Here is a 24,680-nt window from a genome sequence, read left to right on the forward strand (position 1 = left end):
TGCAGGGGGCTACCGTGAAGATGCGCCGCGAACGAAGCTGCCCGCAACCCACTGGCTCAAAGACGAGGCGCTACACGCCCCAGACCACGTCCACATCCGCCGCAGCACTGCGCTTGAGCATGTCGATCAGCGGTGCCACCCGCTGCCGCAGACGCACGGCCTCAGCGCGGTCTTCCGCACTGGCCTCGTCCTCTCCACCCGCGTCTGCGGACGCCTGCTGAGCCTCTTCGGACGCCACGGCGGACTCCAGCGCAGCGATGGCGGCAGGGATCTGGGCGGCCGTCACGATGCCGCTGGCACCGGGTGTCTTGCCCATGATGGTCACCACCTGGCGGCCCTGCGGCTCCAGCATGATCAGATCGGCTGCGGCGCGGGATTTGAATTTGTAGAGCATGGAGAAGCGTTTTCGTGGAAGAAGCAGACTCAGCTGCGGTAGATGTAATCGCGAATGAACGGATAGCCTGATTGTGCGCCGGGCATGGTCCCGGTGGCCACATCTCCGTCAGGCTTGATGGCCAGCATCTGGTGCAGTGCCATCCAGCCGCGCTCAAACCCCAGGGCACTGCCCGCAAGATACAGGCGGTACGCACGCAAGACCTTATCACCCGGCTGCGCCCCACCCTGTGCGGCCAGCACCTCACGGGCCGCAGGCAATTGGGCTTCGAGCCCGTCGGACCACGCCCACAGCGTACGCGCATAGTGTGGGCGCAGGTTCTCGGTGTCCACCATCTCCAGGCCTGCGCGGGCCATGTCGTGCAGCACCGTGCTCACATGCAACAGCTCGCCGCCGGGGAAGATGTACTGCTCGATAAAGTCACCCATGCCCGCGCCCAGTTGCGCGTTGTCTGCGCCCCCCGCTGTGATGCCGTGGTTGAGCACCAGCCCTCCGGGCCGCAGCAGGCGCGCCACCGTCTCAAAGTAGCGCTGCATCTGCGCGCGGCCTACATGCTCGAACATGCCCACCGAGGCGATCTTGTCGAAGGGCTGCGCCACCTGCAGCTCGCGGTAATCCACCAGTTGCATGCGCACGCGCCCCTGCAGCCCACGCTCTTCAATGCGCCGCTGCACATGGGCGTGCTGGTTGCGCGACAGCGTGATGCCTGTGGCATCCACACCGTAGTGCTCGGCCGCCCACAGCAGCAGGCCACCCCAGCCCGCGCCAATGTCCAGAAACCGGTCCCCCGGTTGCAGCTGCAGCTTGCGGCAAATGTGGTCAAGCTTGGCCTCCTGCGCCTGGGCCAGCGTCAGGTCTGGGGACCGGTAGTACGCACACGAATACACGCGGCGCGGGTCCAGCCACAGCGCGTAGAAGTCGTCCGACAGGTCGTAATGGAACTGCACATGGCGCGCGTCATGCGCCAGCGTGTGCACCGCCATCGACCGCGCGCGTGCCAGCACCCGCTGCCACCAGCCGTGGTGCTGGTCGCGGGCCGGGTCGCGGGTCAACAGGCCCGCAGCGGCGGCCATCAGGTCGCGCATGCCGCCTTCCAGCGCCACGCGCCCCTCGACGATGGCAGCCCCCACATTGCCGATCTCGCCCGTGGCCAGCGCCACCAGTGCCATGCGGTCACGAAAGCGCAGCGTTACAGCAGGCTCGGGCGCGCCCAGTTGCTGGCCCGCAGGCAACTGGACGGCCATCGGCACCGGCAAGGCCGCGAGCCGCCCCTCCAAGGTGTGCAGCAAGTGCTTCATGCGGCGCATCTTGAGAAATTTGCTGCACTGCGTCAACACCCCGCGATGGCATCAGGGGTTTCGCCGGGAAGGCCCCATTGACAGCATTTTGTTTAAGCCTAAACTATTTTGGCATGAACATCCTCTGCATTGGCGGTGGGCCCGCCGGGCTCTACTTCGCCCTGCTCATGAAGCAGCAAAACCCCGCGCACCGCGTCACGGTGGTCGAACGCAACCGGCCGTTCGACACCTTCGGATGGGGGGTGGTGCTGTCGGACCAGACGCTGGCCAACCTGCAGACGGCCGACGCGCCCACGGCCGCGCTCATCGGCGATGCGCTCAACCACTGGGACGACATCGAAGTGTTCTTCAAGGGGCGCAGCGTGCGCTCCACCGGCCACGGCTTCTGCGGCATTGGCCGCAAGCGCCTGCTCAACATCCTGCAGGACCGGTGCCTGGCGGTAGGCGTGGAGCTGGTGTTCGAGACCGACGTGGCCGACGACCAGGCGCTGGCTGTGCAGTACAACGCCGACCTGGTGATCGCCAGCGACGGCCTCAACAGCCGCATCCGCACCCGCTACGCCACCACCTACCAGCCCGATATCGACCTGCGCGAGTGCCGTTTTGTCTGGCTGGGTACGCACAAAAAGCTGGATGCTTTTACGTTTGCTTTCGAGCAAACTGAGCATGGCTGGTTCCAGGCGCATGCCTACCAGTTCGATGCCGACACCTCCACCTTCATCATCGAGACACCCGAAGCGGTGTGGAAGGCGCACGGCCTCGACCAAATGGAGCAGCCCGAGGCCATTGCATTCTGCGAAAAGCTGTTTGCCAAATACCTGGACGGCAACGCGCTCATCAGCAACGCCACGCACCTGCGCGGCTCCGCCAACTGGATCCGCTTCCCGCGCGTGATCTGCAACACCTGGGTGCACCGCGAGACCATCGGCGGCAAGCAGGTGCCCATCGTGCTGATGGGTGACGCGGCGCACACCGCACATTTCTCGATTGGCAGCGGCACCAAGCTCGCGCTCGAAGACGCCATTGACCTCGCCAACGAATTCGCCACGGGTTTGCCGATTGACGAGGTGCTGCAGCACTATGAAGCGCGCCGCAGCGTGGAGGTGCTGAAGATCCAGAACGCCGCGCGCAACAGCACCGAGTGGTTTGAGAACGTGGCGCGCTACGTCGGCATGCCCGTGGAGCAGTTCACCTACTCGCTGCTCACGCGCAGCCAGCGCATCAGCCACGAGAACCTGCGGCTGCGCGATGCCGCATGGCTGGAGGGCTATGAGGCTTGGCTCGCGGGTGGCAAGGCCGCGATTCCGCCCATGCTCACGCCCTTCACGCTCAAAGGCCTCACGCTCAAGAACCGCATCGTTGTCTCGCCCATGGCCACCTACAGCGCAGTCGAGGGCGTGCCGCAGGACTTCCACCTGGTGCACCTGGGCGCCCGGGCCCTCGGCGGCGCAGCGCTGGTGATGGTGGAGATGACCAGCCCCACGCCCGAGGGCCGCATCACCCCCGCCTGCCCCGGCCTGTGGAACGACGCACAGCAAGCCGCCTTTGCGCGCGTCGTCAACTTTGTGCACGGCAGCAGCACGGCCAGGATCGGCCTGCAGCTGGGCCACAGCGGCCCCAAGGGCTCGACCCGCGTGGGCTGGGAAGGCACGGACGAACCGCTGGAGGCGGGCAACTGGCCCCTGCTGGCCGCCAGCCCCATCGCCTATGGCGCGCAGAACCAGACACCTGCCGCCATGACCCGCGCCGACATGGACCGCGTGACCGCCGCGTTTGTGGACAGCGCCCGCCGCGCCGTGGCCTGCGGCTTTGACTGGCTGGAGCTGCACTGCGCACACGGCTACCTGCTGGCCAGCTTTTTGAGCCCCGCCACCAACCAGCGTACCGATGCATACGGCGGCAGCCTGGAGAACCGCTGCCGCTACCCGCTGGAGGTGCTGACCGCGCTGCGCGCCGTGTGGCCGGCCGACAAGCCGCTCTCCGTGCGTATCTCGGCCCACGACTGGCTCCCCGACGGAAATACTGCCGACGACGCCATCGCCATTGCGCGCTTGTTCAAGGCGGCAGGCGCAGACCTGATCGACGTGTCCTCCGGCCAGACCACGCGCGACTCGCGCCCGGTGTATGGCCGCATGTACCAGACGCCGTTTGCCGACCGCATCCGCAACGAGGTGGGCATTGCCGCCATGGCCGTGGGCGCTATCACCGAAGCCGACCATGCCAACAGCATCGTCGCGGCCGGCCGCGCCGACCTGTGTGCCATTGCGCGCCCCCACCTGGCCGACCCGGCCTGGACATTGCATGCCGCCGCGCAGTTGAGCCCCCAGGCCGCAACGCACACCGACTGGCCTGTGCAATACCACAGCGGCCGCGACCAGATGCTGCGCGAGATTGCCAAGCAAAAGCAGATGGCCGCGCTGACCGCACCGGCGCAGGAATCCAGCAAACCCGCAGCCATCGAGTAAGCCACCATGGACCTCGAAGCCCGCCTGCACGGCGCCGCCCCCAGCGAACACCCTGAGGCCCTGCGCCTGTGGCTGCGCCTGCTCACCTGCACCCAGCTCATCGAAAAGCAGGTGCGCAGCCACTTGCGCGCGCAGTTCGACACCACCTTGCCGCGCTTTGACCTGATGGCGCAGCTGGAGCGTGCGCCCGATGGCATGAAGATGAAAGAACTCTCGCGCCGCATGATGGTGACCAGCGGCAACATCACCGGCATCACCGACCAGCTCGTGGCGGAAGGACTGGTGGAACGCATGGACGTGGAGGGCGACCGCCGCGCCTACCTCGTACGCCTCACGCCGCAAGGCCGCGAGCAGTTCAACACCATGGCGCGCCAGCACGAGCAATGGATCGTCGAGGCCTTCGCCACGCTGGGCGAGCGCGACATCGCCACCTTGTACCGCCTGCTGGGCAAGGTGAAGGAACACACACAGAACAATTCTTTGGAGACAACGGAATGAAGCACTACATCGGGGCGAGCAACCCCATGCGCGAGCAGTTCAACCCGCAGGCCAGCTATGTGGCCGAGCACTTTGCCTGGAGCTTTACCGATGGTGTGGGCACCGTCACGCTCAACCGGCCCGACCGCAAGAACCCGCTCACCTTCCAGAGCTATGCCGAGCTGCGCGACTTCTTCTATGCGCTGCGCTTTGCCACCGACGTGAAGGCCATCGTGGTCACCGGCGCGGGCGGCAACTTCTGCTCGGGCGGCGACGTGCACGAGATCATCGGCCCGCTGACCACCATGACCATGCCCGAGCTGCTGGAGTTCACGCGCATGACGGGCGACCTGGTCAAGGCCATGCGGGCCTGCCCGCAGCCCGTGCTGGGCGCGATCGACGGCATCTGTGCCGGTGCGGGCGCGATGATGGCGCTGGCCTGCGACATGCGCTACGGCACCGAGGCCACCAAGACCGCCTTCTTGTTCACCCGCGTGGGCCTGGCCGGGGCCGACATGGGCGCCTGTGCGCTGCTGCCCCGCATGATCGGCCAGGGCCGCGCGAGCGAGCTGCTGTTCACCGGCCGCGCGATGACGGCGCACGAAGGCCTGGCCTGGGGGTTCTTCAACGATTTGTACGAAAGCGCCGACCTGCTGGCCAACGTCCAGGCCACCGCGCGCGCGCTGGCCGACGGCCCGACCTTTGCCCACGGCATGACCAAGACCATGCTCAGCCAGGAATGGAGCATGACCATCGAACAGGCCATCGAAGCCGAAGCGCAGGCCCAGGCCATCTGCATGCAGACCGAAGACTTCCGCCGCGCCTACGAAGCGTTCGCCGCCAAGCAGAAGCCCGTTTTCCAAGGGGACTAACAACATGCACGTAGCCACGCCACCCGCCCCTTGCCCACCTTCGACGGCGCACCTGGCCCTGCCGTTTTTCGACGATGCCCACCGCGCGCTGGCCGCAGGCCTGGTGCCCTGGGCCGCCGCGCAAGAGGTCGATGAAACCGACGACCGCGCCGCCTGCCGCGACTGGGTGCGGCGCCTGGGCGCGGGCGGCTGGCTGCGCTACTGCGTGCCTGCCGCGCACGGCGGCGCGCTGCCCTCGCTGGACTCTCGCGCGTTGGTGCTGCTGCGCGAGACTCTGGCTTATCACTCGCCGCTGGCGGACTTTGCGTTTGCCATGCAGGGGCTGGGCAGCGGTGCTATCACGCTGGCGGGCAGCCCCGCGCAGCAGGCGCACTACCTGCAGGGCGTGGCGCGTGGCGAGCTGATCGCGGCGTTTGCGCTGAGCGAGCCCGAAGCAGGCTCTGACGTTGGCGCTATGAAAACTATAGCCATCAGTGCTTATCCATCAAGCGCTAACGGCCAAAAAGACTCATATTCGCTGACTGGAACCAAAACCTGGATCAGCAATGGCGGCATCGCCGACTTCTACTGCGTGTTCGCAAAGACCGACCCGGCCGGGGGCACGCGCGGCATCAGCGCGTTCATCGTGGATGCAAACACGCCGGGGCTCGACACCTCGCGCCACATCCACGTGATGGCGCCGCACCCGCTGGCCACGCTGCAGTTCGACCAATGCGCCGTGCCTGCCACCGCGCTGCTGGGCGACGAGAACGGCGGCTTCAAGCTGGCCATGCGCACGCTCGACATCTTCCGCGCATCGGTGGCCGCCGCCGCACTGGGCATGGCGCGCCGCGCACTGGCCGAGGCCGTGCACCACGCACGCCAGCGCCGCATGTTCGGCCAGACGCTGGCGGACTTTCAGCTCACGCAGGCCAAGATCGGCGAGATGGCCGCGCTGGTGGACAGCGCCGCGCTGCTCACCTACCGTGCGGCCTGGCTGCGCGATGAAGGCGAGAAGCGCGGCGGCACGCGCGTCACGGCTGAAGCGGCCATGGCCAAGATGACCGCCACCGAAAACGCCCAGCGGGTGATCGACATGGCGCTGCAGCTGCACGGCGGGCGCGGCGTGGAGGTGGGCAGCAAGGTCGAATCGCTGTACCGCGACATCCGCTCGCTGCGCATTTACGAAGGCGCCACCGAAGTGCAGCAGCTCATCATCGGCAAGGCCGTTTTGCAGGAGTAATCGCATGAAAGCCCCCTCCGCCCAGACCGACCATTTCGTGCACGACCGCCTGCCTGCACCCGAGGCTTGGCCCACACTGCGCTACGACCTGCCCGAACTGCAGATCGCCAACCAGGCCAACCTGGTGCAGGCGCTGTTCGACCAGGCCGAACGTGCGGGCCACATCGACCGCCCCCTGTTGCGCGGCCCGCACCGCACGTATACCTACCGCGACGCCCGCACCGAGGCCGCGCGCATTGCCGAGGTACTGACGCAGGACCACGGCCTCGTGCCCGGCAACCGCGTGCTGCTGCGCGGCGGCAACACGGTGGAGATGGCGCTGGCGTGGCTGGGCACGGTGTATGCCGGGCTCATCGCGGTGGCCACCATGCCACTGCTGCGCGCGGGCGAGCTGGGCAGCATCATCGACCGCGCCCAACCCACGCTGGCGCTGTGCGACGGCCGCCTGCTGACCGAGCTGCAAGCCGCGCAGACGCAGCACCCCGTGCTCGCCACCATCGTGCCCTTCCACACAGCGCCAGATGCGGCCGACCTGCTGCAGCGCGCGCAGGGCAAACCCGGCACAACGCCGCCCTGCCCCACGTCGGCCGACGACATCGCGCTGATGGCCTTCACCTCGGGCACCACCGGCGCGCCCAAAGCTGCCGTGCACACCCACCGCGACGTGCTGGCAGGCTGCGAGGCCTGGCCGCGCCATGTACTCAAGGCCACGCCCGATGACATCGTGGCGGGCTCGCCACCCCTGGCGTTCACCTTTGGCCTGGGCGGCTTGCTGGTGTTTCCGATGTGGGCCGGGGCCAGCGTGTACTTCCCCGACCAGCCCTACACGCCCGAAACCATGGTGCGGCTGATGCGCGATGCGGGCGTGACCATCTGCTACACCGCCCCCACCTTCTACCGGCAGATGGCGCCGTTCGCCAAACAGATCGGCCTGCCCCAGCTGCGCACCAGCGTGAGCGCGGGCGAGGGCCTGCCGGACGCCACACGCCAGCTGTGGAAAGAGGCGACCGGCCTGGACATGACGGACGGCATTGGCGCCACCGAAATGTTCCACATCTTCATTTCCTCGCCCGGTGGTGAGAGCCGACGCGGCGCCATCGGCAAGGTGGTGCCCGGATACACCGCCAAGGTGGTGGACGACGAAGGCCACGAGGTGCCACGCGGCACAGTGGGCAAGCTCGCGGTGATCGGCCCCACGGGCTGCAAGTACCTCGACGACCCGCGCCAGGCCAAGTATGTGAAGGACGGCTGGAACTACCCGGGCGATGCGTTCACGCAGGACGCCGACGGGTACTTCTTCTACCAGGCGCGCGACGACGACATGATCATCACCGCCGGCTACAACGTGGGCGGCCCCGAGGTGGAAGACGCCCTGCTGCGCCACCCGGCCGTGGCCGAGTGCGGCGTGATCGGCGTGCCCGACGAGGAGCGCGGCATGGTGGTCAAAGCCATCTGCGTCTTGAAGCCCGGCCACACGGGCGATGCCGCCATGGTCAAGACGCTGCAGGACCATGTGAAAGCCACCATCGCCCCGTTCAAATACCCGCGCGTGGTGGAGTTCGTCACGGCCCTGCCCCGCACCGAAACCGGCAAGCTGCAGCGCTTCAAGCTGCGCCAGGGTGCGGCCGCATCACCCTCCGCCGGATCGCCCACTTCCACAAAAACAACATGACGATGAAAAACACCCTTTTGCAGCCCGAAGGCTGGGTCACCCCCAAGGGCTACGCCAACGGCGTGGCCGCACGCGGCACCATGGTCTTTACCGGAGGACAGATCGGCTGGAATGCGCAGCAGCAGTTTGAAAGCGACGACTTCATCGACCAGACGAGGCAGACGCTGCTGAATGTGCGGGCGGTGCTGGAGGCTGGCGGCGCAGGCCCCGAGCACCTGGTGCGGCTGACCTGGTATGTGACCGACCGCAACGAATACAACAGCCGCTTGAAGGAGCTGGGTGCGGTCTACCGCGAGGTGCTGGGCAAGAACTTTCCGGCCATGGCCTGTGTGCAGGTGGCGGGACTCATGGAAGAGCGCGCGAAGATCGAGATTGAAGCAACCGCTGTAATCCCGGACTGAGCTTTTCAAGCCACCGCTGCAGCGCTTGACCGTAAAGAATGAACGCCAGCGCCGCCCCAATCAACGGCAGCGCGGCAAACACCCAGCCCGTGAGCAGCTCGCCCCCCAGCGCCACGCCCACCAGCAAAGCCACCGCAGGGTTCACGAACGAATAGCTGCCCGCCAGCGCGGCCGACGTGTTCTGCAGCAGCCACAGGTATGCATTGAGCGCCACCAAGGTACCAAACACCAGCAGATAGACCCACGCCGCCCACGACTTGGCAGTGACCTGGCCCAGGGCGCTCAAAGGCTCAAACCACAACGCCACCACCAGCCCCATGGCGCCCCCCGCAAACCACTGCGCGGCCGATGCCATGGCGGGCGCAGGTAGCGACAGCTTGCGCGATGCATACGAGCCCATGCTCCAGCACAGCGGCGCACCAAAGGCCAGCAGCGCACCGAGCCAGGTGGCCGAGAAATCGCCCTCCAGCGCTAGCAGCAGTGCGCCCACCACGCCCAGCGCCAGACCGATCCAGCTGGTGAAGGGCACCCGCTCGCCGCCCCAGCGCGACCACAGCGCCAACCACATCGGCATGGTGGTGACCACCGTGGCCATCAGGCCCGAGCCGATGCCCAGCTTTTGCGCAAAACCCATCAGGTTCATGGCCAGAAACACCATGCAGCCGCCCACCACCGCCGAGTTGCGCCATTGCACCCACGTGGGCAATGCATGGCCTTGCCACAGCGCAATCAGCAGCATCACCCCCCCTGCACACAGAAAGCGGATCGCATTCATCAGCAGCGGCGGCATGCTCTGCAGCGCAATACCAATGGCGAAATAGGTAGTGCCCCAGACGATGTAGACCAACAGCAGTGCCATGGCCACCGCCCCTTTGCGCTGTGCACGGGCTTGCGCGTTGAAAATTGCCGGCATATTCTTCACCTGACCGAATAATTTATGGAAACCGCGAGGTTTTCGGAATTTTTACCAAAATCAAGCGGCTATGCAAGCAAATATTCAGACAGATGACATGGATGCCAGAATTATTTCGGCACTAGGTGCGGATGGCCGACGTTCCTATGCCGATGTAGGGGCTGAAGTGGGGCTATCTACCGCCGCCGTGCATGAGCGGGTGAAGAAGCTGCTGGATAAGGGCGTGATCCGCCGGTTTTCGATCAGCGTGGACCCGGAACGTGTGGGGCTGAACTTCACCGCGTTCGTGGCCATCCGCAACGATGGCGGCATCCACTGCCGCGATGTCGCGCCCCGCCTGCGCGCCATGCCCCAGGTCGAAGAGCTGCACAGCGTGGCGGGTGAATACGACTTCCTGGCCAAGATCCGCACCACGCACGCCCGCGCGCTGGAAGACGTGATCTACGAGATCAAGGCCATCGCGGGCGTGGCTCGCACCACCAGCACGGTGGTCCTGAACACCGAGTTCGAGGACCGCCCGCTGGACCTGGGCTGGGTGAATGGCGACAAGGGAGGTTGACGCGCAGGGGCGGCCTCGGCTTGGCCGCGCGGCTTTTTACGCTGCCACCGGGGCGAGTTCAGCCGCAGCGGCAACCGCCGCTGGAACTGGCGCCAGCCGCTGCACCAGCGCCATGTAGTAGCCCAGCGGGGGCGTGACCAACCCCGGCACCTTGGCATGGTCGTCATAGCGGCGCAGGCGGATGGCCTCCTGCGCAAAGGGCTGGGCCGCAAACTGCATCGCCTCTTTGGGTGTGAAGGGACCGCCCTGCAGCACCAGGCTGTGCTGCGATGCGGGCGACAGTGTCTCCCAGTACCCCGGCTCCATGGTGCACAGGTAGCGCTTGGCATCCACATGCAGGCGGATGGGCTCCAGCACCGCGTCGGGCATCAGGCCCCGCAAGAACGGGATGGCCATGTACTGGTGCAGGTCGTCCTGCTCGGCCGTGTCGCCCCCGGGCGCCAGCAGGTGGCCCAGGTCGTGCAGCAGGGCAGCGACGACAGTGGCCGGGGTTTCACCCGATTTTTCGGCCCACTGCGCACACTGCAGCGCATGCTCCAGCTGGCTGACCGCCTCGCGGCCGTACTGGTTCACGCCCCGAGTGGAGAGCAGGTGGGCAATGTCTTCAAGGCTCAATGCCATCGTCTTTCCTTACTAGACCAATGCCTTGCGGATGCGGGCCGACACCAGGTCGATCACGCTCACCGTGACCACAATGATGAGCATCACGGCGCAGGTCTCGGCGTACTGGAAGCCCCGGATGATTTCCCACAGCACCACCCCAATGCCTCCGGCGCCCACCATGCCCACCACCGAGGCCGAGCGCACGTTGGCCTCGAAGCGGTACAGCGTGTACGAGATCCACAGCGGCATGACCTGCGGAATCACGCCGTAGATGATTTCGTGCAGTGCGCTCGCACCGGTGGAACGGATGCCTTCCACCGGCTGTGGGTCAATCGCCTCCACGGCTTCGGAGAACAGCTTGGCCAAGGTGCCCGAGGTGTGGATCCACAGCGCCAGCACGCCCGCAAAAGGCCCCAGGCCCACGGCCACCACAAACAGCATGGCAAACACCATTTCGTTGATGGCGCGGCAGGCGTCCAGCACGCGGCGCACTGGTTGGTACACCCACCAGGGCACGATGTTGGACGAGGCCAGCAGTGCCAGCGGCACGGCGGTGACCACCGCCAGCGCCGTGCCCCACAGCGCAATCTGCAGCGTGACCAGCATCTCCTGCACATAGATCTGCCATTGTGCAAAATTGGGCGGAAAGAACTCCGCCGCATAGCTGACCATGTTGCCCGAATCGTTCCATAGGTCGAGCGGGCGCATGTCGGCGCCCTTCCAGGACGCCGCCAGCAACACCAGCAGGATGCCCCACGACAGGTACCAGGCCAGGCTGCGCTTGGGCGACGAGGTGCTGGCCAGTGTGGCCAGCGAGGGATTCAAAGCAGAGGACATGGAGACACCCGGGCCGCAACAAGAAACCTACGAATTACTTCAACGACGCCAGCTGCTGGTCGATCTCGGCCAGGCGGGTCTTCTTGTCGGCATCGGCCAGCGTCGCGTCGGCCTCGATCTTGTTGCGCTTGCCGAAGAGGTCCAGCTGGCGGATGGGGGTGAGCTGGGCATTGGTCGATGGTTTGAAGCCCGAGAGCTTGGAGATCTTCATCACGATCTCCTTCTCGCGCGCATCGGTCTTGGCGTAGTTGTAGAAGAAGTCGCGGATCTTGGTCTTGGTGGCCTCAGGCAAGTCCTTGCGCATCACCAGCGGGTCCAGCGGAATCAGGGGCGAGGTCCAGACGATCTTGATGTCCTTGAATTTCTCGGGCTGGCGCTCCTTGATCTTTTCCAGGTTCTCGCTGTTGTTGGTGGCCACATCGACCTGCTTGTTGGCCACAGCCAGCGCGTTGGTCTCGTGGTTGGCACTGCGCGTGATCTTGAAGTGCGTCTTCGCGTCGATCTTGTTCTGTGCAAAGGCGTAGTAGCCGGGCACCAGGAAACCCGAGGTGGAGTTGGGGTCGCCGTTGCCAAAGCTCAGCGACTTGCCGTTCTTGAGCACGTCATCCAGGGTGGCCAGGGGGCTGTCCTTGTGCACGATGAGGTGCGAGTAGTAGCCCTGCGTGCCGTCGGCGTTCACCATCTGCGCAAAGACTTCGCCGTTGGCGCGGTCCACGGCTTCCATGGCCGACTTGTTGCCCAGCCAGGCCACCTGCATCTTGTTGAAGCGCATGGCTTCGATGAGGCCTGCGTAGTCGGATGCAAAGAAGGCATTGATCTTCAGACCGGTCTGCTTGGCCATGTCATCCAGCAGGGGCTGCCAGTCGGCCTTGAGGTTTTGCGAGGCCTCGGTCGAGATCATGCCGAAGTTGATGTCCTGGGCCAACGCGCCCGTGGTCAAACCCAGCCCGATCGTCAGGGCGGCACACAGTTTCTTGAACATGTTGAAAACTCCAGAGAAAGGAATTGAAAAGAAACAAAAAGACCGTTCAGGCGGCCTGGACCATGGCGGGCGCCCACTGTGGGACGGGTGTTGGGGCGTGCACGGGTGCTGTGGGGGCACCCGGTGCATCCGACAGAATTTCGTCGGCGTGCACGCCATAGAGGCTGCGCAGCAGTGCGGGCGTGAGGGCCGCCGATGGGCCGTCGTACACCACCTGGCCGTGGTGCAACGCCACCACGCGGGGGCAGTATTTGATGGCCACATCTACCTGGTGCAGCGACACGATGACGGTGCAGCGGTCCTCGCGGTTGATGCGGGCCAGGATGTCCATGACCTTGCGCGAGGATTCGGGGTCCAGCGAGGCGATGGGCTCGTCGGCCAGCACCACCTTGGCGCCCTGCACCAGCGTGCGGGCAATGGCCGCGCGCTGCTGCTGCCCGCCGGACAAGGTGGACGCACGCTGTGCATGGCATTCGGCAATGCCCACGCGATGGAGCGCTTCCAGCGCCAGCGCGCGCTCCTGCGGCTTGAACATGCGCAGCCAGCCGCGCCACCAGGGCGTGCGGTGCAGCAGGCCCACCAGCACGTTCATCAACACGGGCAAGCGGTCCACCAGGTTGAACTGCTGGAACACAAAGCCCACCTGGGAACGCACCTTGCGGATGTCACTGTGGATGCGCCCGCCCTGCTGCACGCAGCGGCCGTCCACCTCGATCAGCGAATCGCTGGACGCATCGGCCACCACCAGGCCCGCCACATGACGCAGCAGGGTGGACTTGCCCGAGCCCGAGGCACCAATCAGCGCCACCATCTCGCCGCGCTGCACGGTGAGGTTGATGTCGCGCAGGGCGTGTTTGCCGTTGGCGAAATGCTTGTTCAGTTGGTGGATGTGCAGTGCGGCGGTCATGGCAGCCTCCTTGGGGGGTTAATTCCGTTTCCAAATCATTCGTGTCTAGGCGCGAAGCCGCAGACAGTGCTGTAGCACGGCAAGGCGAAGCAACAACGACACGGATGATTTGGAAACGGAATAAGTCGTCTAGACAACCGGAGTGTGGTGGTCGGGCGTGACAGTGCTTTGACAGTTGGGAGAAGTTTGGATGTCAGGAAACGACCTGCACGCGCTCTACAGCACCCGCTGCCCTTCGCGCCACACCCCACGCACCACGGCCTGGCGACCGCCATCAGGCAGCTCGGCCATGTGCACCTGCACCAGGTCGGCGCGCAGGCCGGGCGCCAGCGCGCCCCGGTCCAGCATGCCCGCCGCCTTGGCCGGGTTGTGGGTGACGGTGGCCACAGCCTGTGGCAAAGGCAGGATGTCGTCCTGCACCAGCCGCATCACCGCGCTAAGCAGACTGCCGGGCACATAGTCGGACGAGAGGATGTCCAAGAGCCCCCTGCGCGCCAGGTCGGCCGCCGCCACGTTGCCCGAATGCGAACCACCGCGCACCACGTTGGGCCCGCCCATCACGGTGAGCAAGCCACGTTCGTGCGCGGCCTGGGCTGCGGCCAGTGTGGTCGGGAACTCCGACATCGCGGCCCCTTCGGCATGGGCCTGCTCCACATGGGCCACCGTGGTGTCGTCGTGGCTGGCCAGCGAGATGCCGTGCGTGCGGCAGTAATCCACAAAGTACGCACGGTGTGGCTCGGCGTACTGCGCCTGCAGCGTGGCAGCGTGCGCCACCTGGCGCTCGAATTTCTCGGCGCTCCAGCCCTTCTTGCCGGTGTAGTAGGTGCGCGCCTGCTCGATGTTCTCCCACTGGCGCTGACCTGGGGTGTGGTCCATCAGTGAGATCAACGACAGGCGCGGGTGCCCGTGGAACGGCTCGAACAGGTCGATGGTGTTGGGCGCAGGCAGCTCGCAGCGCACATGCAGGTGGTGGTCGGCCCGCAGCAGGTTGCGCTCGGTGCAGGTGTCGATGGTGTCGAGCACACGGTTCCAGGCGCTGCCGCGCAGGCTGTCCACGTCGGCCTCGCCCACGCCCAGCGCGTCGAGCACCGTGGTGATGCCTGCGGCCGCAATCTCGGCGTCGTGCGCCAGCAGTGCGGGCATCTCGGCCCATTGCACCTTGGGTCGCGGCATCAGGTGGCGCTCGAAGTTGTCGGTGTGGATTTCGACCAGCCCGGGCAGCAGGTAGTCGCCCCCCAGGTCGATACCTTGCAAAGCTGAGGTGGCCCCGCTGTCCAGCGACGCAATGCGCCCGCCATCCACGTGCAGGCTGCCCAATACCACTTCGCCCGGCAGCACCATGCGGGCGTTCTTGAACACGGTTGCAGTCATGCCGATGCTCCCCGGAAGTCACCCACGTTCACGCGGCGCGTGGCCACGGCAGCGCCGACCTGTGCGTCATGAAAAATGCCCACCAGGGCCGCGCCGCGCGCCACGGCCTCACGGATCATGGCAATCACCGTTTCGGTGTTGGCCGCATCGAGCGATGCGGTGGGCTCGTCCAGCAGCAACAGCGGCTTGGGCTTGATCATGTTGCGGGCGATGTTGATGCGCTGCTGCTCCCCGCCGGAGAACGTGGCGGGTGGCAGATGCCACAGCCGCTCGGGAATGCGCAGTCGGGTCAGCCACTGGCGGGCGGCCTCGCGCGCGGCCTCGATGCCCGCTGGGTCGTCGCCCGCGTCTTCGGCCAGCGGCTCGGCCACCACGTCCAGCGCCGACACGCGCGGGATGACCCGCAGGAACTGGCTCACATAGCCCACGGTGTCGCGCCGCAGCTGCACCAGCGCACGCGGCGTGGCCTGTGTCACATCCACCACGGCGCCATCGGCCGAGCGCACGGTGATGCTCCCTGCATTGACCCGGTAATTGGCGTAGATCATCTTGAGCAGCGTGCTCTTGCCCATGCCCGAGGGTCCGTCAAGCACCACACATTCACCGGGCTGAACGGCCAGGTCCACGTGGGCGAGCACGGGCAGTTCAATGCCGTTCTGGTGGTGCAGGGTGAAGCGTTTGGCCACTCCCTGCATCTGGAGAATGGGCGCAATGGAAGGCTGGTTCATGGCTGCAGTACCGAAGAAACGAGGAGCTGGGTGTAGGGGTGTTGCGGGTCGTCGAGCACCTGGTCGGTCAGGCCCGCCTCCACCACGCGGCCGCGTTGCATGACCACCATGCGGTGGGCCAGCAGGCGTGCCACGGCCAGGTCGTGCGTGACCACAATGGCCGCCAACTGCATCTGCCGCGTGAGCTGGCGCAGCAGGTCCAGCAGGCGCGCCTGCACCGATACATCGAGGCCCGAGGTGGGTTCGTCCATGAACACCAGGCGGGGCTGCGTGACCAAGTTGCGGGCAATCTGCAGGCGCTGGCGCATGCCGCCCGAAAACGTGCGCGGTGCATCGTCGATGCGCGCCGCGTCGATCTCCACGCGCTGCAGCCATTCGGTGGCCGTGGCGCGCAGCTTTCCGTAGTGGCGCTCGCCCAGGCCCATCAGGCGCTCGCCCACGTTGGCACCGGCGGACACATCCATGCGCAGGCCGTCCGCCGCGTTCTGGTGCACAAAGCCCCAGTCGGTGCGCGCCAGCAGGCGCTGCTGCGCTTCGGTCATGGCGTAGATGTCCTGCAGCTCGCCGCTGCGCTGGCGGAACTGCACCGTGCCTTCGTCCGGAGCGCTGCGTGCTGCAATGGCGTTGAGCAGCGTGGACTTGCCGGAGCCCGACTCGCCCACCACGGCCAGCACCTCGCCGGGCCACAGGTCAAAGGACGCGCCTTGCAGCGCCACGCGGTCGCCATAGCGCTTGCTGACGTTGCGCACGCTCAGCAGCGGCGCAGCAGGTTCAGAGTGGTTCATGTGAGGGTTTCAATCACAAAGCTCAGGCCATGCTGCGCAAAGCCCAAGGATTCATAGAAGGCATGCGCGCCCTTGCGGCGGGCGTTGGACGAGAGCGCGAGCTTGTAGCAGCCCGCATCGCGCGCCCGCTGCATGGCGTGGGCCATCATCTGCCGGCCAATGCCTCGGCCCTGCTGGTCCTGTGCCACCACCACGTCTTCCACGATGGCCGAGGGCGTGCCCCGATGCGCCAGGTTGTGCATGACGAGCAGCGCATAGGTGCCCACCACGGCGCCGTGCTGCGCGGGGTCGCAGGCCACCCACAGTCGGTAGCTGGGGTAGCGGGCGAACTGGGACCATACGGCCTCGGCTTCTTCCAGGGTCAGCAGGTCGACCGGGCTGTCTTCAATGGCGGCATACAGCACCAGCACGCTCTCCAGGTCGGCCTGCCGGGCTTCGCGAATGTGCACGGCGCTCATGCCGCGCCGCCTTCCACCTGCGCCGTTTCGGCCTGCTGCGCCTGGCGCTCGTGGCAGTAATCCGAGTCCGAACAGACATGCATGCGCCCGCCCTGGTCGTCGGTGATGACCTCGTCCAGAAAGCTGTCGGTGGCGCCACACAGCGCGCAAGCAGCATCCCAGCGCTGCACCTCGAACGGGTGGTCCTCAAAACCAAGGCTCTCCACCGGCGTATAGGGCGGCACGGCATAGATGCGCTTTTCGCGGCCCGCGCCAAACAGCTGCAGCGCGGGGTTCATGTGCATCTTGGGGTTGTCGAACTTGGGGATGGGCGACGGCGCCATCACATAGCGGCCGTTGACCAGCACGGGGTAGTCGTAGGTGGTGGCGATGTGGCCGTAGCGTGCGATGTCTTCGTAGAGCTTGACGTGCATGAGCCCGTACTCGGCCAGGCCATGCAGAGTGCGCGTTTCGGTCTCGCGTGGCTCCAGGCGCTGCATGGGCTCGGGCACGGGCACCTGGTAGACGATGACCTGGCCTTCGGTCAGCGGTGTCTCGGGGATGCGGTGGCGCGTCTGGATCAGCGTGGCTTCGCGCGTGCGGGTGGTGGTCTCCACGGCCGTGGTGCGCTCGAAGAAGCGGCGGATGTTGACGGCGTTGACCGTGTCATCCGATCCCTGGTCAATGACCTTGAGGCAGTCCTGCGGGCCGATGATGGACGCGGTAACCTGGATGCCGCCCGTGCCCCAGCCATAGGGCAGCGGCATCTCGCGCGAGCCAAAGGGCACCTGGTAGCCGGGGATGGCCACGGCCTTCAAGATGGCGCGGCGGATCATGCGCTTGGTGCGCTCGTCCAGGTAGGCAAAGTTGAAGTGGCCGTCCACCGGTGCGGCGTCGGCGGGCAGGCCCATCACGGTGGGTTCCATGGGCGCGTTCATGCGGCATCCTCCTCAGCGGGGGTGGTGGGGTGGGCGGCAGCGGCGCGCATCTTGCGCACCAGCTCCAGTTCGGACTGAAAGTCCACGTAGTGCGGCAGCTTCAGGTGCTGCACAAAGCCCGAGGCTTCGAGGCTGTCGCTATGGCCCAGCACAAATTCCTGCATCTGCGCGGGCGACTCCACCGGTTCACCCAGCTCATCGGCACGCAGGGCTCGGTCCACCAGGCTCATCGCCATGGCCTTGCGCTCGCTGTGGCCAAACGCCAGGCCGTAGCCGCGCGTGAACTGCGGGGGCTGGCTCTTGCTGCCCGCAAACTGGTTCACCATTTCGCATTCGGTGATCTCGATATCACCGATGTCGATGGCAAAGCCCAGCTCTTCGGGTTCGATCTCCACTGCCACCGTGCCCAGGCGCACCTCACCCACAAACGGGTGCGAGTGCGAGTAACCGCGCTGCGTGGAATACGCCATGGCAAGCAGGAAGCCCTCATCACCGCGCGCCAGGTTTTGCAGGCGCGTGGCGCGGTTGGCGGGGAAGCGCAGCGGCTCGCGGGTCAGGTCTGTGGGCGCCGGGTCGCCCGGGGGCACGGGGCGGGTTTCGATCAAGCCTTCCTGGTTGAGCAGGTCCACCACGCGCGGCGTGGGGCCGGGTGGCACCGCAGCTGCCGCAGCGGCAGGCGGCGCCACCGGGCCTTCGGCCAGCAGCTTGAAGTCGAGCAGGCGCTGCGTGTAGTCGTAGGTGGGGCCCAGCACCTGGCCGCCCGGCAGGTCCTTGAAGGTGGCGGAGATGCGCCGGTCCAGCACCATGCGGCTGGTGTCCAGCGCGCAGGTGGTGCCCAGGCGCGGCAGCGTGGCGCGGTAGGCGCGCAGCAAGAAGATGGCTTCCACCAGGTCGCCCGCTGCCTGCTTGATGGCCAGGGCCGCCAGCTCAGGGTCGTACACCGAACCCTCGGTCATGACGCGGTCCACCGCCAGCTTGAGCTGCTGGCGGATCTGCGCTACCGAGAGTTCAGGCTGTGCGGCATCGCCCCTGCGCTGGCGGGCCAGCAACTGGTAGCTGTTGAGAATGGCGGCTTCTCCGCCTTTGACGGCTACGTACATGCTCAGGCCTCCTGAAGGGCAGTGGCACCGCGCGTTGCCCGCGTGGTGCGTGGCAGACCCACGATGTGGTCTGCAGTGGCCAGCAGCAGATCCACACCGCGTGGAAACACCCCATGGTTGGCCGCCCACTGGGCCTCGAAGTCGTCGGGCAAACCATCCACCTGCAAGGCCGCCACCTCCTGGATGCCGGGGCCACGCAAGTGCCACGCATCACTCGCGTCCACCGTGGTGGCGGCACGCGATACATCGACCACGCAAGTCGCTGACTGATCGGGGTAGATGTCGGTACCCAGGGCCAGACAGTTCAGGGCAGGCAGCGCATCACCCTGCGCCACCCACACAAAACGAGCCTGCGCAGCGTCGGCCACCACAGTGCAGCCCGTGTGAAAGCGCAGCCAGGCACCGGCATCACTGGCTGCCAGCCTGGGCGAGAGCCACAACGTGCAGTCGCTGTCGAGCAGTGCCAGCAGCACGGCAGCTGATGCGGCATGCACCACGGCAGGAGCTTGCGCGTCGTGTTCTACCGCCACCGTGCGACCGGGGTGCGACAGCGCCTGCAGCACGGCGCGGAACACCGCCTGGCTGCCAAAAGCTTCGTTCGAGAATCCGGCACCCAGCGATGCCAAGGGGGTCGTGCTCATTCGGTGTCCTCGTCGTTGTCGGCACCGCTCTCGCGCGCCACGGTGAAAAAGTCCACCTTGGTGCTGGCAGCCCGCGCCTGGCGCTCGGCCTGCGTATTGCGCAGGTGGTTGCGGATGGGTTCGAGCAGTTGTGCGTCCAGCACCGGTTGCTGAACAGGGTCTTGCAGCAGCGCATCGGCCAGGGCCGCCAGCTGCACCTGGCGGTGCGAGCGGCCCAGCACGTAGGCCACGCCCACAGTGGCCTCGGCGGCGTCCGATGCGTCGGCCACGCGCAGCGCGCAGCGGGTGACGGTGACCTCGCCCAGGTTGAAGCGCTCGCCCGTGCCACCGGCGCGGCCCTGCACCATCATCAGGCCGGTCTCTGGTGCACGCAGCCAGCGCGCGGGGCGCGTGGCGTGCTCGTGCAACACAGATTCGAGCAGCCCCAGCGGCGCCCGGGCCAGCAGCGCCATCCACTGCGCGCGGCCCAGGGGGCGGCCCGGCCCCGGGTTGTCAAAGGCTTGAAACATTGAAGTGGTACCCTGAAAGTTGTATAGACAAATTGAACAACTGGCGCCAGCTTAAAGAGCGCGCATGTAGGTTTCATGACAGCCAGCACCACCTCTCTCACGACCCCGTTGCAGGTCCCGCAAGCACCACCACTGCGCCCTGCGCGCGACAGCTTCTGGACGCGCATTGCCGCCGAGCTGGCCGAGGCCATCGGCAGCGGCGTCTATCCGCCAGGCCAGCGACTGCCCTCGGAGCACGCGCTGGCTGAGCAGTTCGGCGTGAACCGCCACACCATTCGCCGCTCGCTCGCCAGCCTGTGCAGCCAGGGGCTGGTGCGCATCACACAGGGCAGTGGCACCTATGTGGAAGACTTTGCGGTGGACCTGGTGCTGGGCAAGCGCACGCGCCACCAGCAGGGCTTGGCACAAGCGGGTCTGCGCGGCAGCCTGTTGGTGCTGCAGGCCCAGACCACGCGCGCCACGGCGGCGCTGGCGAAGGCGCTGCAAGTGCCCGCGCGCAGCCCGCTGCTGGCGCTGCGCGTTCGGGGCGACGCCGAGGGCCAGCCCCTGCACATCAGCGAGCGCTACTTTCCCCTGCCCCGCTTCGAAAACCTGGCGGCCGTGGTGCGCGAAACGGGCTCCATCACCGCAGGCTTCACCGCCCACGGCGTGGCCGACTACACCCGCCGCGAAAGCCGCATCACCGCCGAGCTGCCGAGCGCCGAAGTGGCCGCCCAGTTGCGCCAGCCCACCTCACGCCCCGTGCTGCAGGTAGAGAGCCTGAACGTGGACCTGGCAGGCACGCCCATCGAATGGGCGCGCGCCTGGTTTGCGGGCGACCGCGTGAAACTGACCATTGACCACGATGAAAACGCCTGAAATGCCACCCACCCACCACCGCTATGCGGTCTATTTCGCACCCAACCCGGGCAGCTTGGGCTGGCTGGCCGGCAGCCATTGGCTGGGGCGCTGCGCCGCGCTGCTGCAGCCGCTGCAGCAGCTCGCCATCGACGGCGTGGCGGCGGACCACCTGCACCGCCTGACGGCGGCGCCCCGCCGCTACGGCTGGCACGCCACGCTCAAGGCGCCGTTTGCACTGGCGCCCGGCACCGACTGGATCGCGCTGCACCAGGCCGTGCAGTCCGTGGCGCGCGGGCTGCAACCCTTTGTGCTTCCGCCCCTGCAGGTGCAACGGATCGACGACTTTCTGGCGCTGGTGCCCCCGGCGTTGCACCCCGCCAATGCGCAGATCCAGGAGACCGCCGCCACCTGCGTGACGGCGCTGCAGCCTTTGGCCGCCCCCTTGTCCGACGCCGACCTGGCCCGGCGCCGCGCGGCGGGGCTCACTGCCCGGCAGGACGCGCTGCTGGAGCAATGGGGCTACCCGTTTGTGCTGGACGAGTTCCGATTCCACATGTCGCTCACCGGCAGCCTGGCGCAGGTGGACACACAGACGCAGGCGCTGGTGTTCGAGGCCGCGCAGGAGTTCTTCTCGGACCTTCCCATCCTGAAGTTCAACAGCCTGGCCTTGTTCGCAGAGCCCACACCCGGCGCCGACTTTGTGCTGCTGGATCACCTGGAGATGGGCGCATGACCGCGGGCCGGCTGGTCTACTGCATGGGCCCCTCGGGCGCGGGCAAAGACAGCCTGCTGGACTGGTTGCGGGCACACCTGCCCACCCCGTGCCCCGTGCACTGGGCGCAGCGCACCATCAGCCGTGCCGCCATGCCCGGCGGCGAAGCCCATGAAAGTGTTTCGCCCGAAACGTTTGTTGCTTTGCGCCACGAACTGGCCTTTGCCCTGCACTGGGAAGCCAACGGCCTGGGCTACGGCGTGCGGCATGCACAACTGGCGCCGCTGGCCCAAGGCCACTGGGTGCTGCTCAATGGCTCGCGCGCCTACTTGCCTGAGGCCCTGGCGCGCTTCCCGGACCTCGTAGCGGTGCACATCACCGCCAGCCCCCAGGTGCTGCGCGAGCGAATACTGTCGCGGGGCCGCGAGGGTCCTGAGCAGGTGGAGGCCCGCGTGCAACGGGCCATGGCCTACACACCGCCCCCAGGCACTGTCAGCCTGGAGGTACACAACGACGACGCGCTGGGCAATGCAGGCCAGCGACTACTGAACGCGCTGGAGCAGTTGCCGGGCTGGCCCCTGCACAGTGGCAAACTTTCACGCCAACAACCTGCCTATTCGTAACCCTTTCCATCCCGTCAGCCATCCACAGCACCCACCATGACTGCCATCACCGTCTATCACAACCCCAAATGCGGCACGTCCCGCAACACGCTGGCCATGATCCGAAACAGCGGCGTGGAGCCCGAGGTCATTGAGTACCTCAAGACCCCGCCCGACCGTGCCACGCTGGTGGCGCTGATTGCTGCCACGGGCGAGCCGGTGATCAACGCCGTGCGCACCAAGGAAGCGATCTTCACCGAGCAGCAACTGGACGCACCGAGCGTCACCGACGCACAGCTCATCGACGCGATGCTGCAGCACCCCATCCTCATCAACCGCCCCATCGTGGTCACGCCCCTGGGCACGCGGCTGTGCCGCCCGTCCGAGAAAGTGCTGGACATCCTGCCCGCGCCCCAACAAGGCGCCTTCACCAAGGAGGATGGCGAAGTCGTCATCAACGCGCAGGGCCAGCGTGTCTGAGGCAACCTCGCGCGCCCCCACCATGGCCCACCGCGCGGCATGAGCGCCACCTCGCAACGCTGGACCGTGGCGCGCCTGGGCACGGCCCAGACGCTGGCCTGGGCCTCGTCCTACTACCTGCCCGCCATGCTGGCCGCGCCCATGGCGCGCGACCTGGGCGTGACCACACCCACCGTGTTCGCCGCGTTTTCGGTGGCGCTCATCGTGTCGGCGCTGCTCGGGCCTTTCGCGGGCCGGGGCATCGACCGCCATGGCGGCCGCCCGGTGCTGGTGGGCACCAATCTGTTGTTTGCCGCCAGTCTGGTCGGCATGGCGCTGGCGCAAGGCCCCGTGGGCCTGTTTGCCGCCTGGGTACTGATGGGCGTGGCCATGGGGTCAGGCCTGTACGAAGCCGCATTTGCCACGCTGGTGCGGCTGTACGGCCAGGACGCGCGCAGCGCCATCACCGGCATCACGCTGATCGCGGGGTTTGCCAGCACCGTGGGCTGGCCGCTGTCGGCCTGGATGGAGACGCAGTGGGGTTGGCGCGGCGCGTGTGCGGGCTGGGCCGCATTGCACTTGCTGGTGGGCGTGCCGCTCAATGGCTGGCTGCCGCGCGCCGGCGCCGCAGAAAAGGCTACCGAACCATCGACGGACGCCATCGCAGCGCCCGCCACAGAACCGGCCGTATCCGCCCCGCCCACTCCAGCACACCCGCTGCGCACCACCGTGCTGCTGTCCTTCGTGTTTGCGGTCACCTGGTTCACGAGCACCGCCATGGCAGCCCACCTGCCTCGCCTGCTGCAGGCCAGTGGCACATCGCTGCAGGCGGCAGTGGCCCTGGCGGCGCTGGTGGGCCCGGCACAGGTGGCGGCGCGCCTGCTGGAGTTTGGTTTTCTGCGCCGCCTGCACCCGCTGCTGTCGGCCCAGCTGGCTGCCGCCGCACACCCCGTGGGCGCGGGCCTGCTGATGGTGCTGGGCGGGCCTGCTGCCGCAGTATTTACCGTGCTGCACGGAGCAGGCAACGGGATACTGACCATTGCCAAGGGCACGCTGCCACTGGTGCTGTTTGGGCCAGCAGGCTACGGCGCGCGCCAGGGCCTGATGATGGTGCCCGCCCGCGTGGCGCAGGCTTTTGCACCGGTGCTGTTTGGCATGCTGCTGGACAGCGCCGGGGCAGCTGCCCTGTGGCTCACCACACTGCTGGGCCTGGCCGCGTTGGGAGCGCTGTGGCTGCTGCGGCCCGTGGCGCGGGCCTGAACGAGCTATCAATCCATCGGTCAGCCGCGCGGCACCTCAAACGCCTTCCGCGCCGCGAGCGCTGCGGGGCGCGAGTGGCAGCCTTCCAGGTGGTCGTTGACCAGACCCATCGCCTGCATGAAGGCGTACACCGTGGTGGGTCCCACAAAGCTCCAGCCGCGCTTTTTCAGGTCCTTGGACATGGCAATGGATGCGGGCGAAGTGGACAGCGTGCGCGCCACCTCGCGCGTGATGCGCTCGGGCCGGTCGGCGGCAGTGGGCTCGTAGCGCCAGGCGTAGTGCGCCAGCGAGCCGAACTCGCGCTTGAGCTCCAGCACGCGGCGCGCGTTGTTGATGGTGGACTCGATCTTGCCCCGGTGGCGCACGATGGCCGCGTCCTGCACCAGACGCTCGACCTCGGCGGGGCCGAAGGCCGCGACCTGCTCGGCGTCGAAGTTCGCGAACGCGGCGCGAAAGCCCTCGCGCTTGTTCAGGATGGTGAGCCAGCTCAGACCCGACTGAAAACCCTCCAGACAGATCTTCTCGAACAGCCGCCGGTCGTCCGCCACGGGGAAACCCCACTCGTGGTCGTGGTAATGGCGATAGAAAGGCGTGGCCTGGCACCAGATGCAGCGTGGGCAATCGGCCTCGTCGGCAAACAGGCCGGCAGGCAGGTCAGGGGCGGATTCAGCGGTCATGCGCTGCATTCTAGAAACT

General features: G+C 66.8%; 28 protein-coding genes. 12 read left to right on the forward strand and 16 right to left on the reverse strand.

Annotated features, from left to right (window positions below):
- Positions 1-70: 70 nt before the first annotated feature.
- Positions 71-394, reverse strand: a complete 324-nt coding sequence (locus tag LPA35_RS15015) for a DUF1840 domain-containing protein (RefSeq protein WP_121422116.1) — start codon at positions 392-394, stop codon at positions 71-73.
- 29 nt (positions 395-423) lie between these two features.
- Positions 424-1,692, reverse strand: coding sequence for a class I SAM-dependent methyltransferase (locus tag LPA35_RS15020; RefSeq protein WP_228897523.1), 1,269 nt, complete (start codon positions 1,690-1,692; stop codon positions 424-426).
- Between the two features lie 113 nt (positions 1,693-1,805).
- On the opposite strand from LPA35_RS15020, the gene LPA35_RS15025 reads away from it, so the two are divergent.
- Genes LPA35_RS15025 through LPA35_RS15050 form a run of 6 tightly spaced genes read left to right on the forward strand, consistent with a single transcriptional unit; the run spans position 1,806 to position 8,801 of the window.
- On the forward strand, positions 1,806-4,157 hold the full coding sequence (locus LPA35_RS15025) for a bifunctional salicylyl-CoA 5-hydroxylase/oxidoreductase (protein WP_228897524.1): 2,352 nt from the start codon (positions 1,806-1,808) through the stop codon (positions 4,155-4,157).
- A gap of 6 nt (positions 4,158-4,163) precedes the next feature.
- Positions 4,164-4,655 (forward strand): MarR family winged helix-turn-helix transcriptional regulator, encoded by a 492-nt coding sequence (locus LPA35_RS15030; RefSeq protein WP_228897525.1) that lies wholly within the window; start codon positions 4,164-4,166, stop codon positions 4,653-4,655.
- On the forward strand, positions 4,652-5,506 hold the full coding sequence (locus LPA35_RS15035) for an enoyl-CoA hydratase family protein (protein ID WP_055399996.1): 855 nt from the start codon (positions 4,652-4,654) through the stop codon (positions 5,504-5,506). Before LPA35_RS15030 ends, LPA35_RS15035 begins: the two co-directional genes overlap by 4 nt.
- 4 nt (positions 5,507-5,510) lie before the next feature.
- Positions 5,511-6,728, forward strand: a complete 1,218-nt coding sequence (locus LPA35_RS15040; RefSeq protein ID WP_228897526.1) for an acyl-CoA dehydrogenase family protein — start codon at positions 5,511-5,513, stop codon at positions 6,726-6,728.
- A gap of 4 nt (positions 6,729-6,732) precedes the next feature.
- Entirely contained in the window at positions 6,733-8,400 is a 1,668-nt protein-coding gene (locus tag LPA35_RS15045) for an AMP-binding protein (protein ID WP_228897527.1), read from the forward strand.
- A 2-nt stretch (positions 8,401-8,402) separates the two neighbouring features.
- Positions 8,403-8,801, forward strand: a complete 399-nt coding sequence (locus LPA35_RS15050; protein ID WP_055400021.1) for a RidA family protein — start codon at positions 8,403-8,405, stop codon at positions 8,799-8,801.
- On the opposite strand, the gene LPA35_RS15055 is transcribed toward LPA35_RS15050, so the two are convergent.
- On the reverse strand, positions 8,746-9,714 hold the full coding sequence (locus LPA35_RS15055) for an EamA family transporter (RefSeq protein WP_228897528.1): 969 nt from the start codon (positions 9,712-9,714) through the stop codon (positions 8,746-8,748). The genes LPA35_RS15050 and LPA35_RS15055 overlap by 56 nt on opposite strands.
- Before the next feature lie 97 nt (positions 9,715-9,811).
- On the opposite strand from LPA35_RS15055, the gene LPA35_RS15060 reads away from it, so the two are divergent.
- A complete protein-coding gene (locus LPA35_RS15060; protein ID WP_056647474.1) occupies positions 9,812-10,273 on the forward strand; it encodes an Lrp/AsnC family transcriptional regulator in 462 nt (153 codons plus the stop codon).
- A gap of 36 nt (positions 10,274-10,309) precedes the next feature.
- On the opposite strand, the gene LPA35_RS15065 is transcribed toward LPA35_RS15060, so the two are convergent.
- From LPA35_RS15065 to phnG, 12 genes are all read right to left on the reverse strand, one after another.
- Entirely contained in the window at positions 10,310-10,894 is a 585-nt protein-coding gene (locus tag LPA35_RS15065; RefSeq protein ID WP_228897529.1) for a phosphonate degradation HD-domain oxygenase, read from the reverse strand.
- 12 nt (positions 10,895-10,906) lie between these two features.
- Positions 10,907-11,713 (reverse strand): phosphonate ABC transporter, permease protein PhnE, encoded by an 807-nt coding sequence (gene phnE / locus LPA35_RS15070; RefSeq protein ID WP_146870132.1) that lies wholly within the window; start codon positions 11,711-11,713, stop codon positions 10,907-10,909.
- Positions 11,714-11,747: 34 nt separating this feature from the next.
- The gene (phnD, locus tag LPA35_RS15075) at positions 11,748-12,695 is read right to left on the reverse strand and encodes a phosphonate ABC transporter substrate-binding protein (protein ID WP_055399982.1); all 948 of its coding nucleotides are present in this window, start codon (positions 12,693-12,695) and stop codon (positions 11,748-11,750) included.
- A gap of 46 nt (positions 12,696-12,741) precedes the next feature.
- Entirely contained in the window at positions 12,742-13,602 is an 861-nt protein-coding gene (gene phnC / locus LPA35_RS15080; RefSeq protein ID WP_228897530.1) for a phosphonate ABC transporter ATP-binding protein, read from the reverse strand.
- Positions 13,603-13,818: 216 nt separating this feature from the next.
- Complete coding sequence (locus LPA35_RS15085) at positions 13,819-14,973, reverse strand: alpha-D-ribose 1-methylphosphonate 5-triphosphate diphosphatase (RefSeq protein WP_228897531.1); 1,155 nt, start codon at positions 14,971-14,973, stop codon at positions 13,819-13,821.
- Positions 14,970-15,701, reverse strand: coding sequence for a phosphonate C-P lyase system protein PhnL (gene phnL, locus LPA35_RS15090; protein ID WP_218298990.1), 732 nt, complete (start codon positions 15,699-15,701; stop codon positions 14,970-14,972). Before phnL ends, LPA35_RS15085 begins: the two co-directional genes overlap by 4 nt.
- Positions 15,698-16,486, reverse strand: coding sequence for a phosphonate C-P lyase system protein PhnK (gene phnK / locus LPA35_RS15095; RefSeq protein ID WP_228897532.1), 789 nt, complete (start codon positions 16,484-16,486; stop codon positions 15,698-15,700). The genes phnL and phnK overlap by 4 nt, the downstream gene beginning before the upstream one ends.
- Positions 16,483-16,944 (reverse strand): GNAT family N-acetyltransferase, encoded by a 462-nt coding sequence (locus LPA35_RS15100; protein ID WP_228897533.1) that lies wholly within the window; start codon positions 16,942-16,944, stop codon positions 16,483-16,485. The genes phnK and LPA35_RS15100 overlap by 4 nt, the downstream gene beginning before the upstream one ends.
- Positions 16,941-17,861 carry an alpha-D-ribose 1-methylphosphonate 5-phosphate C-P-lyase PhnJ gene (locus LPA35_RS15105; protein WP_304505257.1) on the reverse strand — a complete coding sequence of 307 codons (921 nt, stop codon included), beginning with the start codon at positions 17,859-17,861 and terminating at the stop codon, positions 16,941-16,943. Before LPA35_RS15105 ends, LPA35_RS15100 begins: the two co-directional genes overlap by 4 nt.
- On the reverse strand, positions 17,858-18,961 hold the full coding sequence (locus LPA35_RS15110; protein WP_228897534.1) for a carbon-phosphorus lyase complex subunit PhnI: 1,104 nt from the start codon (positions 18,959-18,961) through the stop codon (positions 17,858-17,860). Before LPA35_RS15110 ends, LPA35_RS15105 begins: the two co-directional genes overlap by 4 nt.
- 2 nt (positions 18,962-18,963) lie before the next feature.
- Positions 18,964-19,602 carry a phosphonate C-P lyase system protein PhnH gene (phnH, locus tag LPA35_RS15115; protein ID WP_228897535.1) on the reverse strand — a complete coding sequence of 213 codons (639 nt, stop codon included), beginning with the start codon at positions 19,600-19,602 and terminating at the stop codon, positions 18,964-18,966.
- The gene (gene phnG / locus LPA35_RS15120; protein ID WP_228897536.1) at positions 19,599-20,111 is read right to left on the reverse strand and encodes a phosphonate C-P lyase system protein PhnG; all 513 of its coding nucleotides are present in this window, start codon (positions 20,109-20,111) and stop codon (positions 19,599-19,601) included. The genes phnH and phnG overlap by 4 nt, the downstream gene beginning before the upstream one ends.
- A gap of 75 nt (positions 20,112-20,186) precedes the next feature.
- Here phnG and phnF point away from each other — a divergent pair, with 75 nt between their 5' ends.
- Genes phnF through LPA35_RS15145 form a run of 5 tightly spaced genes read left to right on the forward strand, consistent with a single transcriptional unit; the run spans position 20,187 to position 23,984 of the window.
- Complete coding sequence (phnF, locus tag LPA35_RS15125) at positions 20,187-20,969, forward strand: phosphonate metabolism transcriptional regulator PhnF (protein ID WP_228897537.1); 783 nt, start codon at positions 20,187-20,189, stop codon at positions 20,967-20,969.
- Positions 20,956-21,684: a DUF1045 domain-containing protein gene (locus LPA35_RS15130; protein ID WP_228897538.1), complete on the forward strand. Its 729-nt coding sequence runs from the start codon at positions 20,956-20,958 to the stop codon at positions 21,682-21,684. The genes phnF and LPA35_RS15130 overlap by 14 nt, the downstream gene beginning before the upstream one ends.
- Complete coding sequence (gene phnN, locus LPA35_RS15135; RefSeq protein WP_228897539.1) at positions 21,681-22,286, forward strand: phosphonate metabolism protein/1,5-bisphosphokinase (PRPP-forming) PhnN; 606 nt, start codon at positions 21,681-21,683, stop codon at positions 22,284-22,286. Before LPA35_RS15130 ends, phnN begins: the two co-directional genes overlap by 4 nt.
- Positions 22,287-22,322: 36 nt before the next feature.
- A complete protein-coding gene (gene arsC, locus LPA35_RS15140; RefSeq protein WP_228897540.1) occupies positions 22,323-22,745 on the forward strand; it encodes an arsenate reductase (glutaredoxin) in 423 nt (140 codons plus the stop codon).
- 39 nt (positions 22,746-22,784) lie between these two features.
- Positions 22,785-23,984, forward strand: a complete 1,200-nt coding sequence (locus tag LPA35_RS15145; protein ID WP_228897541.1) for an MFS transporter — start codon at positions 22,785-22,787, stop codon at positions 23,982-23,984.
- Between the two features lie 20 nt (positions 23,985-24,004).
- On the opposite strand, the gene LPA35_RS15150 is transcribed toward LPA35_RS15145, so the two are convergent.
- Entirely contained in the window at positions 24,005-24,670 is a 666-nt protein-coding gene (locus LPA35_RS15150; RefSeq protein ID WP_228897542.1) for a DNA-3-methyladenine glycosylase I, read from the reverse strand.
- Positions 24,671-24,680: the final 10 nt, after the last annotated feature.

The sequence above is a fragment of the Acidovorax sp. Leaf73 genome, from assembly GCF_916855635.1.
GTDB lineage: Bacteria > Pseudomonadota > Gammaproteobacteria > Burkholderiales > Burkholderiaceae_C > Acidovorax > Acidovorax facilis.